At 54.3% G+C, this 18390-nt stretch carries 13 protein-coding genes and 1 riboswitch; of the genes, 7 read left to right on the forward strand and 6 right to left on the reverse strand.

Annotated features, from left to right (window positions below; all coding sequences use genetic code 11):
• Nucleotides 1-23: 23 nt before the first annotated feature.
• The 3 genes from RRY12_02915 to RRY12_02925 all read right to left on the reverse strand — a co-directional run bounded on the left by RRY12_02915 (nt 24) and on the right by RRY12_02925 (nt 2375).
• The gene (locus tag RRY12_02915) at nt 24-854 is read right to left on the reverse strand and encodes a phosphate ABC transporter substrate-binding protein (protein MEG2183606.1); all 831 of its coding nucleotides are present in this window, start codon (nt 852-854) and stop codon (nt 24-26) included.
• 451 nt (nt 855-1305) lie between these two features.
• The gene (locus tag RRY12_02920) at nt 1306-1590 is read right to left on the reverse strand and encodes a hypothetical protein (GenBank protein MEG2183607.1); all 285 of its coding nucleotides are present in this window, start codon (nt 1588-1590) and stop codon (nt 1306-1308) included.
• Between the two features lie 17 nt (nt 1591-1607).
• A complete protein-coding gene (locus RRY12_02925; GenBank protein MEG2183608.1) occupies nt 1608-2375 on the reverse strand; it encodes a GNAT family N-acetyltransferase in 768 nt (255 codons plus the stop codon).
• 205 nt (nt 2376-2580) lie between these two features.
• Between RRY12_02925 and RRY12_02930 the strand changes: the two genes are divergently transcribed.
• Nucleotides 2581-3054 (forward strand): translation initiation factor, encoded by a 474-nt coding sequence (locus tag RRY12_02930; GenBank protein MEG2183609.1) that lies wholly within the window; start codon nt 2581-2583, stop codon nt 3052-3054.
• Nucleotides 3055-3187: 133 nt separating this feature from the next.
• Here RRY12_02930 and RRY12_02935 read toward each other — a convergent pair whose 3' ends face one another.
• Nucleotides 3188-6019: an EAL domain-containing protein gene (locus RRY12_02935; GenBank protein MEG2183610.1), complete on the reverse strand. Its 2832-nt coding sequence runs from the start codon at nt 6017-6019 to the stop codon at nt 3188-3190.
• Nucleotides 6020-6416: 397 nt separating this feature from the next.
• A riboswitch (cobalamin riboswitch) is annotated at nt 6417-6585 on the forward strand.
• A 339-nt stretch (nt 6586-6924) separates the two neighbouring features.
• Here RRY12_02935 and RRY12_02940 point away from each other — a divergent pair.
• The 5 genes from RRY12_02940 to citF all read left to right on the forward strand — a co-directional run bounded on the left by RRY12_02940 (nt 6925) and on the right by citF (nt 13284).
• A complete protein-coding gene (locus RRY12_02940; GenBank protein ID MEG2183611.1) occupies nt 6925-9261 on the forward strand; it encodes a hydratase in 2337 nt (778 codons plus the stop codon).
• Nucleotides 9262-9298: 37 nt separating this feature from the next.
• Nucleotides 9299-10504, forward strand: a complete 1206-nt coding sequence (locus RRY12_02945) for an NADP-dependent isocitrate dehydrogenase (protein ID MEG2183612.1) — start codon at nt 9299-9301, stop codon at nt 10502-10504.
• A 65-nt stretch (nt 10505-10569) separates the two neighbouring features.
• Nucleotides 10570-10833 (forward strand): citrate lyase acyl carrier protein, encoded by a 264-nt coding sequence (gene citD, locus RRY12_02950; protein ID MEG2183613.1) that lies wholly within the window; start codon nt 10570-10572, stop codon nt 10831-10833.
• 4 nt (nt 10834-10837) lie between these two features.
• Nucleotides 10838-11722 (forward strand): CoA ester lyase, encoded by an 885-nt coding sequence (locus RRY12_02955; protein MEG2183614.1) that lies wholly within the window; start codon nt 10838-10840, stop codon nt 11720-11722.
• A complete protein-coding gene (gene citF / locus RRY12_02960) occupies nt 11722-13284 on the forward strand; it encodes a citrate lyase subunit alpha (protein MEG2183615.1) in 1563 nt (520 codons plus the stop codon). Before RRY12_02955 ends, citF begins: the two co-directional genes overlap by 1 nt.
• An 87-nt stretch (nt 13285-13371) precedes the next feature.
• On the opposite strand, the gene RRY12_02965 is transcribed toward citF, so the two are convergent.
• Both RRY12_02965 and RRY12_02970 read right to left on the reverse strand, forming a co-directional pair.
• Nucleotides 13372-14817 (reverse strand): sodium:solute symporter family protein, encoded by a 1446-nt coding sequence (locus RRY12_02965; protein MEG2183616.1) that lies wholly within the window; start codon nt 14815-14817, stop codon nt 13372-13374.
• A 445-nt stretch (nt 14818-15262) separates the two neighbouring features.
• On the reverse strand, nt 15263-16789 hold the full coding sequence (locus tag RRY12_02970; GenBank protein MEG2183617.1) for an L-serine ammonia-lyase, iron-sulfur-dependent, subunit alpha: 1527 nt from the start codon (nt 16787-16789) through the stop codon (nt 15263-15265).
• Nucleotides 16790-17037: 248 nt separating this feature from the next.
• Here RRY12_02970 and RRY12_02975 point away from each other — a divergent pair, with 248 nt between their 5' ends.
• Entirely contained in the window at nt 17038-18390 is a 1353-nt protein-coding gene (locus RRY12_02975; protein ID MEG2183618.1) for a hypothetical protein, read from the forward strand.

Here is an 18390-nt window from a genome sequence, read left to right on the forward strand (position 1 = left end):
CGGCCCCGCCTCTTTTCCCGCAGTTACTTTCTTTTGAGGGGGATATATTTGCTCTCTTTGATTATCTGTTGCCCCTCCGGCGAGTAGATGTAATCAATGAAAAGAGCAGTGAGACCCGAGGGCTCGCCCTTTGTGTTCATGTAGAGGTCGCGAACGACGGTGTATTTGCCGTTTGCGGCGTTTTCCTGCGTCGCGGTCATTCCGGCAAGTTTCGGCGCTTTGACCGACTTGTCAATATGGCCGATGCCGACGTAGCCGATGGCGCGCGCGTCCTTCGCCACCGCCGTCTTCATCGCGCCGTTGGAGCTTACGACGTTTGCCTTGGCGGAGACGGCGCCCTTGTTTATCGCCTTCTCTGTGAAGACCTCGCGCGTGCCGCTGCCGTCCTCGCGCACATACAGGTTTATCTCCGCGTCCGCGCCGCCAACCTGTTTCCAGTTTGTTATTTTGCCTGCGTAAATATCGCCGAGCTGTTCAAACGAAAGCTCCGCGACTTTGTTTTCCGGGTTGATGACGACGGCCACTCCGTCTATCGCAAACGGGAAGGTCTTAAGGCCGTATTTTTCTATTTCATCCTTCTTAAGGGCGCGCCCCGTGTTGCCTATTTCGACCAGTCCTTCGCCCACCTGCTTCACGCCGACGCCGGAACCGCCGCCCGCCACTGTGATGCGGATGTCGCGGTTTGCGCTCATGATGCGTTTTGCCGCTTCCTGCATGACGGGGATGTGCGCCGTGCCGCCGGCTATGTCTATCTTGCCCTTCTGCCCTTTAAAGGAATCAAGCGGCGCCGCCGTTGCGGCCGATGCCGTAAGAATACAAATCATTGCTGTCATAACGATATTTTTCATCTTCATTTAAAATTTCTCCTTCACTGTTTTTGATAGGATGATCGCGAATGCGCGGCACAGCGCCGCGGCGCCTGTTGTTATTGGCGCGCAGTATAGGACGTATTTTTAATGCCGAAGAAAGCCGAAAGACTCCGTTTTTCGTTTAGAGAATAGGAGAAAGAGAGAGTTCGGACAGGAAATGAATATCTTCGGCGCTTAAAAAATGCAGCCCGTGCATTTTATTTGGATAAGATCAAGACTGCGCCAAAATTTTTCACCCTTTCCGAGAATCGTTTAGTTTTTACCGGGAAATAATATCACACTGAATCGGACAAATGTCAATGGCGTAATCTTGAATTATTTCAAAATTTGGGCGCAGCGACAAATCAGGCCACTAATCGCGCAAAAAACGGCGCTGGCTGGCTCAACGCCGCGCCTGCGCCGCAGAACTTGATAATTTATGCCGGCCGCAGCGCGGCTAGGCTTTTTTATGATGACGGCAGCCGCCGCCTTCGGTCATCATTTCGTAAATCGGCACGTAGACTGCAAGCAGCGCCGCCACATTTTCATGGCAGCCGCGCCCGGATGGATTGTGAGCAGAACAGCTGTTGTCGCCGCAAAGCGGGACGGCAGCCGCAACCGTCTCGTAATCGCGCGCGCCGTTTGTGATTGCGACAAGCACCATGTTTTTTGTAGAGCCGGTCGTGGTGCAGACCTTCATATCGGCTCCGGCCTGACGCCAGAGGCCCTCCAAATCGATCATTTTTGACCCCTCCTAAATTAAATATTCGCCGACGTTGAATATATGGCGATTTTGTCTATCATTTTGAAGCCGTGGCTGATATAGAGCTTGAAGCCTTCCTCTGTGGCGAGCAGGCATAGCTCTTTGTCAGCTTTGAGCGAGAGGCCGCCGAGCGCCTCCAAAAGACGTCCCGCGTGCCCACGTTTGCGGTATTCCGGCAGAGTGGCGAAATAATAGAGCCCCATTGTCTCCGCCGTTTCGTGCAGAAGCGCCGTCGTCACTATCCTGCCCTCGTCGCGGAGCACCAGCGCGCGGTTTCCAGAAGCCTGCGCCAAATATTCCCCAAAGGACCTATATCCCGCGATGCCCTTTGCGTCAGCGCCGTCTCCGCCGAATGCAAGCCAAAGCGCCTCGGCCCAGTCGCTGCGCTGCGCGCCGGAAATGTCTTCAAAGCAGCCCGCGCCGTCAAGCGGCGTCATGTTTTCGCGCGGCAGGTACATAGAGGTGTAGATGCGCCTTCTGAGCAGTCCGTTTTCTTGAAAGGCCTCCGCCAGCTCGTAGGGCGTGCTTGGAAGCCACGGCGCAATGAAAGAGGCGCCGCGTTTCTCAAAAAAGGCCTTCGCCTCCGCCACATCTTTCGGCCTCGCCTCTTCGTTGAAAATGACATAATTTTCGCCGGCCGACGGCTCGCCGCTCGCCGCGGCAAGCGATCCGTCCTTGAAATGAAGAGAGGCTCCATGCGGAGCGCCCGCTATCATCTGCAAAAAAGAACGGAAATTATTATTAAACTGAGATGCTGCGTCCATAGTTTTCTCCTTATAGGTGCGGTATGTATATGCGCCGTATATGCTTTAAAATTTTCAAAATCAGGCAAAGAAAAGAGACTTCAAAAGGATTTTACAGGAGAAGCGCCCCGTTGATGCAATCCGCACAAGCCTCCTTTATAATTAAATACGATATTCCTGAAAATAACAATGACCTAATTTCGTAAATAACCGGGAGAGTGCTGATATGAGAGAGAAAAAGGAAAAGAAGATAAAAGAACAAGAGGGCTTCACGCTGTCAAACGCAGCGCCGCTTGAGCTTTCGCTCGGCGCGCTGCTGGGCGGCGCATCTTCCGCGCCGCGCGCGCGCGGCGCGGAAAATTCTGTTGACGCAGCAAGCGGCGAACGCGCCAAAAACGCAGCTGACGCCGCCGCCTCTTTCGCGCCTGAGGAGCGGCCGGCGCCCGCGGCAAAAGAGGCTAAGATCTCACGCGTATCGCTGAAGCGCGAGCGCGCGGGGCGAGGCGGACGCACCGTCACTCTCGTCATTCTGCCGGCAGGCTACAGCGGCGACAAAGAACTGCTTGCGAAGGAGCTGCGCAAAGGGCTCGGCTGCGGCTCCTCTATAGAAGAGGGAACGATAGTCTTGCAGGGCGATATTGCGGACAGAGCGGAGGCATGGTTTGCAAAAAAGGGCGTCGCAAAGATAGTCAAAGGGTGATTTTTGGCAAACGCGCGGCGACCGTGTGTTAAAAAAAGAGTTTATATGATTTGATTTATATTGACTAATTTAAAAGAGCATAATGCAAAGTAACGGCTTTACGGATTACCGGCCGTGCCGCCGCCTGCGGCGGTTATATTTTGTTTTCGAAGTCGTCTATCTTCATAGGACGTGCGAAGTAGAATCCCTGTATGACGTCGCAGCCTACCGAACGCAGGAACGAAAGCTGGTCGTCGGTCTCCACGCCTTCGGCCACCACGAGGAAGTCAAGCCCGTGCGCGAGCGTGATGATCGTCTTTATCACCTCGTCGGCGCGAGCCCTGTCTGTGTCGCGCTGGAGCAGAAAGCCGCGGTCGAGCTTGATGACGTCAAAAGGTATTTTAAGGAAGGTGCTGAGCGAGGAGTAGCCGCTTCCGAAATCGTCCATAGCTATTGAGAAGCCGGCTTTTTTGAGCCTCATGAAGACGGGGATTATCATCGCCGTGCCGTCGGTGAGGATGTTTTCCGTGCATTCCACCTCAATGAGACCGTTTGGAAGGCCGTATTTTGCGGTCACCGCCTCAAGCTTCGCCGTAAAGTCGTGGTCGTAAAGGTGCATCCTGGAAAAATTGACCGCGATCGGCACCACGGCGCAGCCCGCCTTGATGCGCCGGCGCAGCATTTCGCAGACCTGCTCCAGTATGCAGAAATCAAGCCGTATTATCTGCCCGCTCTTTTCAAGCAGCGTTACGAAGCGGTCCGGCGGTATTGCGGCGGAGCCCTCCGGTATCCAGCGCGCGAGCGCCTCGCCGCCTATTATTTTTTCGGAAACGCTGTCATATTTGGGCTGGATGTAGGCTACGATCTCGCCGGCCGTCACCGCTGCGTCGAAGCTTGCGATAAGGGCCGCGTCCTCCATCAGCCTTCGGTGTATATCACCGTCAAAGACAGCGATATAGTTTTCAGTCTGCCCCTTCACCATGCGTTTTGCGGCGGCGGCGCAGTTCATCATCGTCTGCGGCGAAAGCGAGCGTTCTTCTATCTTATAAAGGCCGTAATTGATCGTGACCGACCTTTCATCAAGCTGCGATTTAAGTTCCTCCGTCATTTGTATGAGCCTGTCGCTCAGGCTTTCCGCGTCGTCCGAGCGCACGAGCGCCACAAAATGGTCGGCGTATATTCTTGAAAAGAGGTCGTTTGGAAAAGCCGCCGCGAATTTGTCCGCGATGAACTTCAGCAGCTCATCGCCGCTTTCCTTGCCGAATATCTCGTTGTAGAGCTGGAAGGTGGAGATGTCGAAATCTATGAGCCAGAGGCTGTCGTTTGCGCCGTCTTCGAGCCTTGCAGTAAGCGCTCGCTCAAAGCCTGCCTGCGAAAGCCTGCCGGTGAGGGCGTCGTTATAGAGCAGTCCCTGTATCTTTTTCATGGAGCCGTTTTTGGTGACGAAGGCAAAACCGAGCGCTACGGTAAGAGTGGCGAGGATGACGATGCAAAGAAGCATGATGTCGGGCGGCATCTCGTCGATGACGGCGCGGATGTCGACCTTATTCTTTTCAACTATCTGGCGTATTACGATATTGTCTATCTCCTGCGAGGAGATGGCGTTCACGGTCTTGTTGAGAATGCTGAAAAGGTCGTGCGGGGCGCTCTTTCTGATGGCGATGGCCGCGTTCAGACTGTAGCCCTGCAATGCGACTGCGGAAAGGTCTTTATATTTTGCTTTTTTCAGCAGCATCTCCGCGGAGAAGGAGGTGAGCAGCGCCTGGTCCGTCACATTGTCGCAGACGCTGTCGGCGCATTCCCAAGCGGTTGTGAAATTTTTAAACTTGAAATTTTTGGTGGAGAGCTCTTTATAGGTGGAAAACCTGTCGACCACGGCTGTTGTGAGCTGCTCAGCCTCCAGGTACGGGACGCCGCTTTTGCGTACCACCACCCACGGCACCCTCATATAGATGTCTGTAAGGTAGAGGCCGTTCTGCTGCGCCTCCGCATAATCGTGGTTGAAGCTGGTGATTATGTCCGCCTCTTTTACGGAAAGCGTCGAGTGCGTATAATATTCGAAGCGCAGTCCAGTAGTCTCCGATATGCGCTCGAAAATATCCGCAACTATGCCGGAAAACTGACCGTTCTCGTCAAAGTATTCATACGGCTCCCAGTTGTCGTGGCAAAGCACCTTGAACGGCTTTGAGAGCCGGATATATTCCTTTTCATTGTTCGTGAAGGTGACAAAAGTGCTGTTGGTAGGCAGATGCTTGTCCATAAGCTCCTTGCTGAAAAATGGCCGCTGTATCTTTATCTCCGTAAGAGCTGCGCCAAGCTCTTTGAAAAGTTCCTTTTTCTTCGGGGAAACTGCGAAATAAAAGGGCTGCGGCGCGAACTTTGATAGCACGCGGAAATCTTTTCCGGTGCGAATGCCTCCTGTGATGCCGGCGTCTATTTTTCCAGCGCCGATATCCTCCATCATGCGGTCTACGGTGTCGTAGCTTTTGGGAATGAAGGTGAATTTATTTTCCACGGCGAAGTCTTTGAATCTGTTAAGATTCAAATCGCTCGTATAGCCTACGGTCATGCCGTCGTAGGCGGAATAATCGTTTTCTGCGATAGGGCTAGTGGCCGCGGTGAAAAGCGAAACGTGTCCTTCGCCGGCCGGTAGGGATGGAAAGAGCGCCTCCTTTGAGCGCCGGTTGGTCATAAACATACATCCGAGGAGGTCTATCTCGTCTCTTTGCAGCGCCTCGTAAAGTTCCGTAAGCGAGCCGTCGACGAATTGATATTTCCAGCCCGTAAAACGCGCGATATTTTGAAGGTAGTCGTAGTTATAGCCGCTGCGTTCGCCGCTTGCGCTCGTCTCCATATAGCCCGGCTGAGCGTACCAGCCTACGCGGACGACGGAGCCGTCGCGCGCCTCCGCCGCGCCATGCCAGATCAAAAAGAGGGCGCAGAGGGCTGTGGACAAAAACGCGAATTTTTTTATGAGCGCGCGCATCGTTTACCTGCGGCCCCAAACGGGGCGCGGAGGAGGAAAGCAGAAAACCTGTATGGGGTTTTTTGATATTTTGCGAACCATTGTAGATTTCATGCCGTTCCCTTTCATATCAGCCGCAGTAATCGGCTCAACCTGGGATAATTTCGCGCGGGACACTCTCTCTACCTATTATATATCAGAAAGTGGTAAAATTTTTGCCGCGTTGAAACGACGTTCGCAATAACAATACGCGTTACGCTGCCCCCGACGTTCTTTTGTTATTAAAAGTAGTATACAATTTTCTATATGTAACAAAAATTTATAAAATCTGGTCATCATAACAGATAATTATGTCAGCTTTATCTTTTGTGGGATTGTATCTTGACATTTAAAAATATCTAGAATATATTACGAATCGTAAAAATTTAGCGTCTGAAACGCCAGGGAATTTGGTTGAACGCCAAAGCGGCCCCGCCACTGTAGCCATGACGAAATCGCGGTATCACTGAAAAAGCGGCATTTTTTGGGAAGATGCGAGAGTAGGGGGATTGGAAGCCAGGAGACCTGTTTCAGCCGACGAGAAAAGAATTCGCGCGGGCGGATGCTGTTTTTTGGACATCACTGCATGTATTTGCAGAGGTCTTTAAGTGTTGTCTGCGCGGATATGGCAGGCGGCATTTTTTTTAGCTCCAGTTTGTGGAGCGCGCCTTTAGCATCTATCACAATTAAATATATGACCGGATAAATGTAAGTAATAAATAATATACCAACGTATATTTTAGAGTTTACAAGACGTCTGGGTCATCAAATAAAAAGAAAGGAGCGCGCGGCTGTCGGATAAGTTCGGTCAAAAGGAATGTAAATAGTGTGAATTATTTAGCAAATTAGGGGAAATTTAAGAGAACAGCAAAAGGAGCTGGAAAAATATGATCAGGCTTATTGAAAATGGCGCTTATCTGCTTCATGGGAACGTGCTGGTGGAAGATATTGAAAGACAAAGCCTTGCGGAGATAGACGCGAAGGTGAGCGAAGCTGGTTTTACGCCGCTTGGCCTGCTGCCTGACGATAAAAGGAAGGCAGCGCGCGGGACGATATCCGCGGGCATCATAGCCGACCATAACAGCTCCGGCACGGAAGAGGATTATAAGATCCGCTTCGACAGCCTTGCGTCGCACGACATCACCTATGTCGGCATCATCCAGACGGCGATCGCAAGCGGAATGAAAAAATTCCCCGTCCCCTATGTTATGACCAACTGTCATAATTCCCTCTGCGCCGTCGGCGGCACCATCAACGAGGACGACCACCTCTTTGGCCTCTCCGCCGCGAAAAAGTACGGCGGTGAGTTTGTACCGGCGCATCTTGCGGTCATCCACTCCTATGTGAGGGAGATGATGACAGGCTGCGGCAGAATGATATTAGGCTCGGACAGCCACACGCGCTACGGCGCCCTTGGAACGATGGGCGTGGGCGAAGGCGGCCCGGAGCTTGTAAAACAGTTGGTGGAGCGCACCTATGACTTCCCGCGCGCGGACGTTGTAGCCGTATACCTGACTGGCGCGCCGCACCCCGGCGTAGGCCCTCAGGACGTTGCGCTTGCTCTTATTGGCGCCGTTTTTAAGAATGGCTTTGTGAAAAATAAGGTGATGGAGTTTGTCGGCCCCGGCGTATCCAGCCTGCCCGTAGAATTTAGAAACGGCGTCGACGTGATGACGACGGAGACTGCCTGCTGGACCTCGGTCTGGCGCACGGACGACAAAGTAGAAGAATATTTCCGCGTCCACGGCCGCCCCGAAGCCTACAAGAAACTCGACCCAGCTGACGTCGCGTGGTATGACGCGGCCATCGTGGTGGAGCTCGACAAGATAAAGCCGATGATAGCGCTTCCGTTCCATCCCAGCAACGTCTATACAATAGAAGAACTGTGCGCGAACCCGTACGAGATACTGAAAAAGGTCGAGGACGAGGCGCGCGACAGCCTTGAAAATCCAAATATAACGCTGAACCTTACGGACAAGATCTCAAAGGACGGCAAGATACATGTCGACCAGGGAATAATAGCCGGCTGCTCGGGCGGCACCTTTGACAACGTCGTAGCCGCCGCTCAGATACTTAAGGGACGCAACGTAGGCTGCGGGGAATTTTCCCTCTCCGTCTATCCGGGAAGCCAGCCCGCGATGCTTGAGCTTATAGGCAACGGTTCCATCGGAGATTTGATGGAGGCCGGGGCAGTGGTGAAGACGGCCTTCTGCGGCCCGTGCTTCGGCGCTGGCGACACTCCCTCGAACCACGGTTTCAGCATCCGCCATACAACGAGGAATTTCCCAAACCGCGAAGGCTCAAAGCCGGGAGACGGACAGATATCCTCGGTCGCGCTCATGGACGCGCGCTCCATCGCGGCGACCGCGGCAAATGGCGGCGTCCTCACTTCGGCTGCGGAGTTCTGTTCGCTGCTGCACGACGAGCCGTATAAATTCCGCGGCGACATATATGAGAAGAAGGTCTATCACGGTTTTGGAAAGGCCGACGAAAGCCAGGAGCTCGTCTACGGGCCAAACATACGCCCGTGGCCTGCCGTCTACCCGCTTACGGAAAATATCCTTCTCCGCGTCGCCTCAGTCATAACCGACCCGGTCACTACCACCGACGAACTTATCCCCTCCGGCGAAACCTCGTCGCTGCGTTCCAATCCTATAAAGCTCGCGCAGTTCGCCCTTTCGCGCAAAGACCCCAAATATGTGGGGCGTGCTACGGCGGTGCAGGCGCTCAACGAAAACCGCATGGCGGCGCTTGACGAAAGAGAGCCGCTCAACGCGGAGACCAGGGCGCTGCTTGAATCCGTCGGCGAGAGCGAGATGCTCGGCAACACGATGATAGGGAGCGCTATCTTTGCGGTGAAGCCGGGAGACGGCTCCGCCCGCGAACAGGCCGCCTCCTCGCAGAAGGTGCTCGGCGGGCAGGCGAATTTCGCGGAAGAATACGCCACAAAGCGCTACCGCAGCAACCTTATCAACTGGGGCATGATCCCCTTCATCGCGGACAAGGCTGACAGAGAGAAGTTCCGTGTCGACGACTGGGTGTTTATCGAGGGCATACGCCGCGCCGTAAAATACGGCGATGAGAGCGTCGAGGCGCTGATAATCGGAGCGGACGGCAAAAAAGAGACCATCACGCTCAAGATGCCCGGCCTTACGCAGGACGACCGCGATATCATCCTTGCCGGATGCCTGATGAACTACTACGCGAACGAAAACAAAGAATAACGCACGACGAAAATTTAAGGACGGGGAGATAAATATAATGGAAAAAATCAAAATGACCACGCCCATCGTAGAGATGGACGGCGACGAAATGACGAGAATACTCTGGCAGCAGATAAAGGATACGCTCATCCTGCCCTATGTAGATTTAAAGACGGAATATTATGACTTGGGCCTCAAACATCGCGACGAGACGGACGACCAGGTGACGACAGCGTCGGCCGAAGCGACAAAGAGGCTCGGCGTCGCGGTGAAGTGCGCCACAATCACCCCGAACGCGCAGCGCGTCGAGGAATACGGCCTTAAAAAACAGTGGAAGAGCCCCAACGGTACAATAAGGGCGATCCTTGACGGCACTGTATTTCGCGCGCCCATCATGATAGACGGCATCAGCCCGACGGTGCGCACGTGGACGAAGCCCATCACAATAGCGCGCCACGCCTACGGCGACATCTATAAGGACGTTGAGATGAACATCCCCTGCGCCGGGACGTTAAAGATGGTCTTTGAACCGGCAGACGGCGACGCCGCAAAGCGTCAGGAGGAGACGATCTTCGACTATAAGGCGCCTGGCATCGCGATGGGTATGCACAACCTCGAAAAATCAATATCGAGCTTTGCGCGCGCCTGCTTCAAATACGCGCTCGACACCAAGCAGGATCTCTGGTTTTCAACAAAGGACACCATCTCAAAGAAATACGACCAGACCTTCAAGCTCATCTTTGAAGAGATATTCGAGAAGGAATATAAGGATGCCTTTGAGAAGGCCGGCATCACATACTTCTATACCCTTATCGACGACGCGGTGGCGCGCGTCATCCGCTCCGAGGGCGGCTTCATCTGGGCCTGCAAAAACTACGACGGCGACGTAATGTCCGACATGGTGGCGACCGCCTTCGGAAGCCTCGCAATGATGACCTCAGTTCTCGTCTCCCCGAGCGGCATCTATGAATACGAGGCGGCTCACGGAACGGTGACGCGCCATTATTACCAGCATCTTGAGGGACGCAGCACCTCGACGAACCCGATGGCCACCATCTTCGCGTGGAGCGGCGCGCTGCGCAAACGCGGAGAGCTGGACGGCAACGCAGAGCTGGCGCAGTTCGCGGACCGGCTCGAAAAAGCGTCGATAGCCACGATAGAGGTCGGTGAAATGACGAAAGATCTATTCACCATAGCTGACATTCCCAATAAGAAATCGCTGACCTCAGAAGAATTCCTTAACGCGATAGCGGCGAGGCTCTAAAAATCAAAGGGCGCGCCCGCAGGACGGGACGCGCCCTTTCGCTCATCTGAAAGGTGGCCATAACGATGAAACTGCTAAAGAATGCGGCGGCGGGAACGCTTGAATCCTCCGACTGCCGCGTCTGCGTATCTCCGGCAGACGGCGTGATCCTGGAATACAACGGAGCAAACAGCGTCATCTTTGCCGACAGGACAAAAAAACTTGTCGACGATGTGCTGAAAGAAAATGATTTAAGCGGCGCAAAAATCACCATACAGGACCAGGGCGCCATAGAGATAACGATAAGGGCGCGGCTTGAATGCGCCTTAGAACGCGCGGCGGAGGAATAAAGATATGAAAGCCACTCGTTCAATGCTCTATATCCCCGGGGACGCTCCGGGGATGATCCAGCACGCGCCCATCTTCGGCTGCGACAGCATCCTGCTCGACCTGGAGGACGCAGTCGCGCTCACAGAAAAGGACAGCGCCCGCAAAATGGTTGCGACCTTCCTTTCGAGGTTCGATTTTAAAGACCTCTTTGTAACAGTCAGAATAAACGGCGCCGACACCGAATTTTTTGAAAAAGATCTGGAAGCGGTGGTCCCCTGTCGTCCCGACGCCGTGCGGCTGCCCAAGTGCAACGGCCCGCAGGATATTCTCGCCGCCGACAGGCGCATCTCCGAAATAGAAGAAAAAAACGGCATCGAACCCGGAACGGTGAAGCTTCACGCCATGATAGAGACGGCGCTCGGCCTTGAGCGGTGCTTTGAGACGGCGACGGCCTCCCCGCGCGTCACGGCGCTCACGATAGGCGGGCAGGACTTCACCGCCGACATGGGCGTGCAAAAGACAAAAGAGGGGCGCGAGCTTTTCTACGCAAGATGCCGCATAGTCGCAGCCGCCCACGCAGCGGGCGTTGATTCCTACGACACCGTGTGGGCCGACCTTCAGGACAACGAAGGACTGCTGCGCGAATCGAAAGAAATAGTCGGCTTAGGCTTCACCGGAAAAGCCTGCATCCATCCCAGCCAGGTGGCGACCATCCACAAGGCATTCATACCAGCCGAAAAAGAGCTGCGCCGCGCGCTGCGCGTCGTCGAGGCGGCGGAAGCCGCAAAACGCGAAGGCAAGGGCGTCATCTCCGTCGACGGCAAAATGGTCGACGCGCCGGTAGTCGCGAGATCCGTGCATCTTCTCGAACTCGCCGAGCTTTACGGCATTGAAAGAGGTGGATTCTAATGAAAAATGTTATAAATTCGCTTGGCCGGCTTGTTCCGACGGAAGTCCCCGGCGTCGGCGCTTTCATGCCCTACTCCGCGCCCTTTGATCGTATCGCGGCAATGCGTGGAGCCGCCGCCGCGCAAAAACCGCTTCGCGCAGCGCTCCCAAGCCGCGACAAACGCGCCGCCTCTCTTCGCGCCGCGATAGAAAACTCCGGCCTTCAGGACGGCATGACCATATCTTTTCACCATCATCTTAGAAACGGAGACGCCGTCATCCCTATGGTGCTTGCTGAGCTTCAGGCGATGGGCTTCAAAGGCCTCACCTTCGCGCCAAGCTCCATACCGGACGCGCACGACTGCGTCGCCGACTACATAAAAAGCGGCCTCATAAACAAACTCTACACAAGCGGAGTGCGCGGCAAACTGGGACAGCTGCTTTCAAGCGGCGAAGTAGATATCCCCGTCGTTATCCGCAGCCACGGAGGACGCGCGCGCGCCATCGAAGAAGGCTCCATAAAAATAGACGTAGCCTTTTTAGCCGCTCCATCCTGCGACTGTCTTGGAAACATCAGCGGCTGCACAGGCCCATCAGCCTGCGGCTCGCTCGGATACGCCATAACTGACGCAAGAAACGCGGCCCATGTCATAGCCGTAACAGACAACCTCGTCGAATATCCGCTTTCACCCAAAATCTCCATCCCGCAGTACCATGTAGACCAGGTGGTGACCGTTGAAAGCATAGGCGACCCCGCAAAAATAGCGACGGGTGCTGCGCGCATCACAAGAAGCCCCGTAGACCTCCGCATCGCGCAGGACTCCTTCCGCCTAATGAAGGCGGCGGAGGTCGTGCGCCCCGGCTTTTCCTTCCAGATGGGAGTTGGCGGCGCGAGCCTTGCCGCAGCCGTCTACCTTGAGGAATACATGGCCGAAAAAGGTATCACGGGCAGCTTCGGCTTGGGCGGAGTTGGAGGCTACATGGCCGCAATGCACGACAAAGGCATGTTCCGCACCGTATTTGACGTGCAGTCCTTCGACGCCGTCGTCACAAAATCAATGGCAGCAAACCCGAGCCACATAGAGATAGACGCCTCATGGTACGCGAACCCGTTCAACGCGGGAGCGCTCGTCAACAACCTCGACTGCGTCATACTGGCCGCGCTAGAAGTAGACACAGACTTCAACGTAAACGTCCTGACTGGCAACGACGGAGTTCTGCGCGGCGCCTCAGGCGGACACCAGGACACGGCGGCCGGCGCTGCGCTTTCGATAGTGGTTCTGCCCTCCTTCCGCGGAGGCGTGCCCTCAATAAAAGATAAAGTGACGACCATAACCACCCCCGGCGAAACGGTAGACGCCATCGTCACCGAGCGCGGCATCTGCATAAACAGCCGCCGCCCCGAGATAACGGAGGCCGCGCGAAAGGCGAAGCTTCCAGTAATAGAGATAACGGATCTAAAAAACGAAATAGAAAAACTGACCGGCGTCCCCAAGCCGATAGAATTCAACTACGACAAACTACTGGCCGCCGTGGAATACAGAGACGGAACTCTGATCGACGGGGTGTACGCGGCGAAATAGGCATAGGCAGTTTTTACAATCAAAAAGAGCAGGAGGCCGCGCCGGTATCTGTCCGCGCGGCCTCCTGCTCTTTTTGGAGAAAAGGGATTATGCCTGTGATTTTTCCAGAGCGGGGGCCTGTGCAAAAGCCGCGCAGAGCGCAAATACCGCGGCGGAGATCAGCACTCCGGGGACTATCGGGTGTATCGCGCCAAGAAGGGCGGGGGCGGCAAGGCCTGTAATTGCCTTTGACGTTGAGGCGTAGGCCGCGGCGTACCAGGCTATGGAGCCGAAGAAGCCTCCCAGCGAACTGAAAAGCGCCGCCTGCGGGCCGGCTTTTGGGCCGAAGGCGAGCAGTCCGAGGTATGGGACCATTATCGCGCAGGCAAGCAGCGTCCAGCTCGTCGCACAGATGACGGCGATTATTGACGAGCTCTTGAGAGCAAAGAGGCCGCTTCCCAGAGTGCAGAGGATAACCACCGCGCGCCACGACCAGCCCTTCAGCTCCTTTTTAAAGACGTCGCGTCCGAGGCTGCCGCTTGCTATATGAAGCAGCGCAGAGGCCGTCGAAAGGGAGGCGGAGACGATGGCCAGAGCGAAAAACTGTTGTCCCAGCGCGGGAAGCAGCAGATGAACCAGCGTCGGAAGCACAGTATCGGGGTTTGTTATGCCGTCGCCGAGCATTACGCGTGAAAGGGCGCTTGCGAAATATGCTCCGCCTACGACGACGGAAAGCGCAAGCATCGCAAGAGGGGCCGCCTTCTTCGTCTCTTCAACGCTGCGCAGCGCGAAATGGCGCTGTATAAGCTGCGGCTGCGCCCAGATTCCGACAGAGGTCACTATCGTGAGGAAGATCACATTGAGGCCGCCCGCCCCGCTGCTTAAGGCGAGAAATCCGTTGTCCGCGCCCTTAGCCGGCGGAAGAGCTGCAAGCTGCTGCAATCCGGCGACGGGGCCGCCCACCGCTTTGAGCAGCGCGATAAGCAGCGCGCCTACGCCTATTATCATCACAAGTCCCTGAATGGCCTCCGTATAAAGCACCCCGCGCAGACCGCCCCAGATCACCGAAAGTCCTACCACGGCGACCAGCGCAAAAAGCGCCGCGCTTTCTGAGATTGGAAGAACCCCCGCCACCATCACAGCTGCGCCTTTGAAGACCGCAGAGCCGTAAATGACCAAGAGAACGACGGATATAGCGCCGATGAACGTCTGTAGCACCGGTATCTGATAGGCCTTTGCAAGCAGCTCCGCGGGCGTGCGCGCGTCAAGCTTCCTCTGCCAGAGGCGCGTCGGCCAAGCAAGGTATTTGTACACGAACCACGTTCCGAACCATACGTTGCCCGCCGCCACAAGAAGCATCTGAAGCCCGAAAAGGTAACAGAGGCCGCCGAAGCCTACGAGCGCCACCGCTGAAATATAGGTGGCGACGTATGCCAGCGCCTGCACCGCGACGCCGACCTTTCCTGGAAGCAGCGCGTCGTGGCTGCGCGAGTATTTTGCTATAAGGACGAGTATAAGAGCGTAGCCTATCCAAAGCGGCGCGAAGGTGAACATTTTATACGGCCCTCCTTGCGATCATTACGACCGACCAGGCCGTACTCCAAAGAAGCGAGGCTCCCGCGCAAACTACCCAAAGATCCGTTCCAAACATATTACATTCTCCTCTCAAATTCTCTATATAAACTATAAAATTCTTTCGCGAGCATACAAAAAAGGGCCGCTGCCCCTGCGGGCGGCGGTCCTTTGAAGTGGCACTCACATGAATTACTCTATGCGGTCTGTTACTTCGCGGAAAACACCAAAAGCCCCGAGGCATCGTATGTGCGGGGATAAGCATAAGAGTAATAATAGTAATAACGTTTTTTAGATATTGCCTCTCCCATCACAAAAGCCTCCTTTTCGCGTCGAAAATCTTTACCGCTTTTCGTAAGTAAAGTGAATAATACACGAGCCGCAAAAAGATGTCAAGCTAAACTTTTGAACATCTTTCTGACGGCAGCTATCTCAGCCGTTTCATCGCTTTTGCTTCGGGTGCCGCAGCTATTCCGCCAAGCGAGGTGCATCGCAGCTCCGGCGGCAGCATCATTCCGCTTGAATAGACCGCGTCCACCGTGCCGTCGATGCCTATCGGGTTGACGTAGCCGCCCAGAATGAGGTCTGCACAGACGAAGGCCTGCGAGGCGAACGAGGCGTTGCGCGTGTGGCACGGCAGCTCAACGGTCGTCTGCACAAGGTCGCAGACCAGCCCCATCGCGTTCTGGAACATTATAGCTGCCGCGTCCGCAGCCTGCGCGGCCGTGCCACCTGCGGCGCAGGTCACAGCGGCTGCCGCCATTGCGCCCGCAGCTCCGATCTCCACCTGGCAGCCGCAGACCTCTGCGGCAAAAGTGCCGCGCTTTGCAAGCACCCATCCCGCCGCCCCCGCCGCCCACATCGCGTTAAGCACCGTTTTGCGCGGCATCTTTAAATCTTCAAGCAGCGTCACCGCCACGCCCGGGAGCACCCCGGCAGAGCCGCCCGTCGGCGCGGCGCAGACTATCCCCTGTCCGCTGTTGACCTGCATCGCAGCCATAGCGCGCGCCGCGGCCTTAGTGTGAATGCCGCCAAGCGCAAGGCGGCCGGCGGCCTCCGCCTCCATTATTTTTTTCGCGGAAGGTCGCAGCAGGAACATGCCCGGGCAGTCGTCAGAAAGCCCAAGCGCCACCGCTGCCTCCATAACTGCAAGCCGTGCGTCCATAGCCGCGTTTAATTCTTCCTTTGATTTCCCAAGGAGGCGCGACTCGTATTCAAGCGCCGCCTCCCCAAGAGAGAGCCCCGTCTCTGTGGCGTATTTCACCATCCCCGCGCCGTCCGTATATATCTCATAGCCTACCGGCGGGAAGAAGACCGCCTCCGCGCGCTTGATATCAACCACGCTCTCCTCCTTGCGCAGCTTTTCTATCAGGTCGGGCGAAAAGCGCGTGTAAGATGAAAGCAGCGTGAAGAATTTGCCGTCGGCCTGTGACGTGTGGACTTCACCCGCGCCACCTGTCACCCCTGCTTCAAGCTCCTCCTGAGACTCTATAAAGAGGTAATTCGCGCCGCCGTCGATCTCAACGGGGCAGCCGTTGAGCCGGCGCATCAAAAAAGCGCCCCCGCCCGTGGAATCGGCAACGGCGGTAAGCATCGCCCCAAAGCCCATTTCGGCGCTTATCTTTATACTGTTTGGATGACATGCCTCCGAGAAGGGCGCAACGTCAAAGAGGACGGCGACGCCAGCCTCACGGCATAATTCCTTTGCCCGCTTAAATCTATGGTCAGTTAAAGGCAATCCTAAAATACCCATAATAAGAGCTAAATCGCTGCCCTGTTCGCGGCAGCACCCGGCAATCGAGCTTCCCGGGGCAAAAGTAAAGGTTATCTGCTCCGGCAGCATCCCCGCAAAGCCTCTAAAAAGCTTGGCAATATGATACGGCCCCGCCGTGTGCGAACTGGAAGAGCCAGGCATAACAGGCCCTATCACATTGTTAAGAATACTAACGGCCATTTACAACACTCCTCTTTATAAAAATGTCTGTCCATATTTTTTAATAGAAAGCCCAGAAACAAAAAACGCTGATTGTCTGATTAGATTATCACATAGCAACTTGCAATGAAATAAAGGTTTTATAAAACGCTCAATTGTTTCAATATCTTAAAATCATCCTTTTGCTGATTGAGTGTAAATTCTGATATAATCATGCAAAGAGACCGGCAACTTATTCACTTTTTTAGACGACAAAAAGGAGGATAACGATGCAAAAGAACAAGAAAGTTCTCTTCTCTCCTGTAGGATCTACAGACCCCATAGCAAACTGCCGCGACGGAGCGTTGCTCCATATCGCGAGATTATACAGGCCGTCAAAAATCATCATTTATTTTTCTGATGAAATGCTGGCCTATGAAAACAAAGATCGGCGTTATACGGCCGCTCTTGAGCTGCTGGGCGAAAAGCTGGGGCATAGCTTTGAAATAGAAATCCAGCGCTGCCCATTTAAAAAGGACGTACACAAATTTGACCCATTTTATGAAGACCTGGAAAAGCGCCTGTTAGATATAAAAAAGGAAGACAGCGACACCGAAATACTCCTGAACGTCTCCTCCGGCACCCCTGCAATGAAGAGCGCCCTCCAGATGCTGTCGGCCCTTGGCTCAATAAGGGGGATGAAGGCGATTCAGGTTGCCACTCCTGAAGAAAAAAGTAATACATGTAAAGACGTTGCCCAAATTTTCGACTTAGAAACTGAATGGGGTTGCAACGCAGACAACGACGACGCGACATTTATAGACAGGTCGGAGCTCTCAAGCAGCCTAAATCTTACGGCGAGAATAAAAAAAGAAAGTATTTTTAAACACATTGCAGCTTTTGACTACACCGCCGCCCTTTCTATCGCGGAGGAGATGGAAGACAAGATAACACCTGACGCCATGAACCTTTTGCGAGCGGCCGCCGCTCGTCAGCAGCTCAACCTAAACGCCATCCCCTCTTATTTAAAAAATTCCCCCTTTAAAATCATCCCAGTGGAGGAGGCGGGGCTGAAAAATATTGCCGAATATCTGCTGTGGCTTGACATAAAAATAAAGCGTCAAGAATTAGCTGATTTTATCCGAGGCATCACTCCGCTCATTGCGGATCTGTTTGAATATTATATGCAGAAACATTTTAAGATCGATATGAAAAAATATTGCGAGAAACGCGGCGAATACAGCCTATGGCTTACCCACGCCAAGCTCGAAACTACAAAAGAGGGCGTAAGGATACTTGAAGCCCTTGACTGTCAATTCAACGGTTTTAAAGACGGCTACCTTTCCTCGGAAAACCTTCTTTGCGCTGTAAAGGCCTTTTGCTCAGACAAGAAGACCCTGACTCTCCTAGAAAATATAAGAAAAATAGAATCTGCCGTCAGAAATATCGCGGCTCACGAAATCATAGCCATTACGCCGGAATTGATAGAGAAAAAGATAAAAGAAAAAGGCCTCTCCGCCACCCCTAAAGATATTTTGAAAATGCTCTTTGAGGCGGCGGAACTTTGCGGCATCCCAAAAGGCAGAATAGCCGGCTCTTATAGCGATATGAACAGGCAACTAAAAGACGCGCTCATAGCATAG

The sequence above is a fragment of the Cloacibacillus sp. genome (assembly GCA_036655895.1).
Classification (GTDB): Bacteria; Synergistota; Synergistia; order Synergistales; family Synergistaceae; genus JAVVPF01.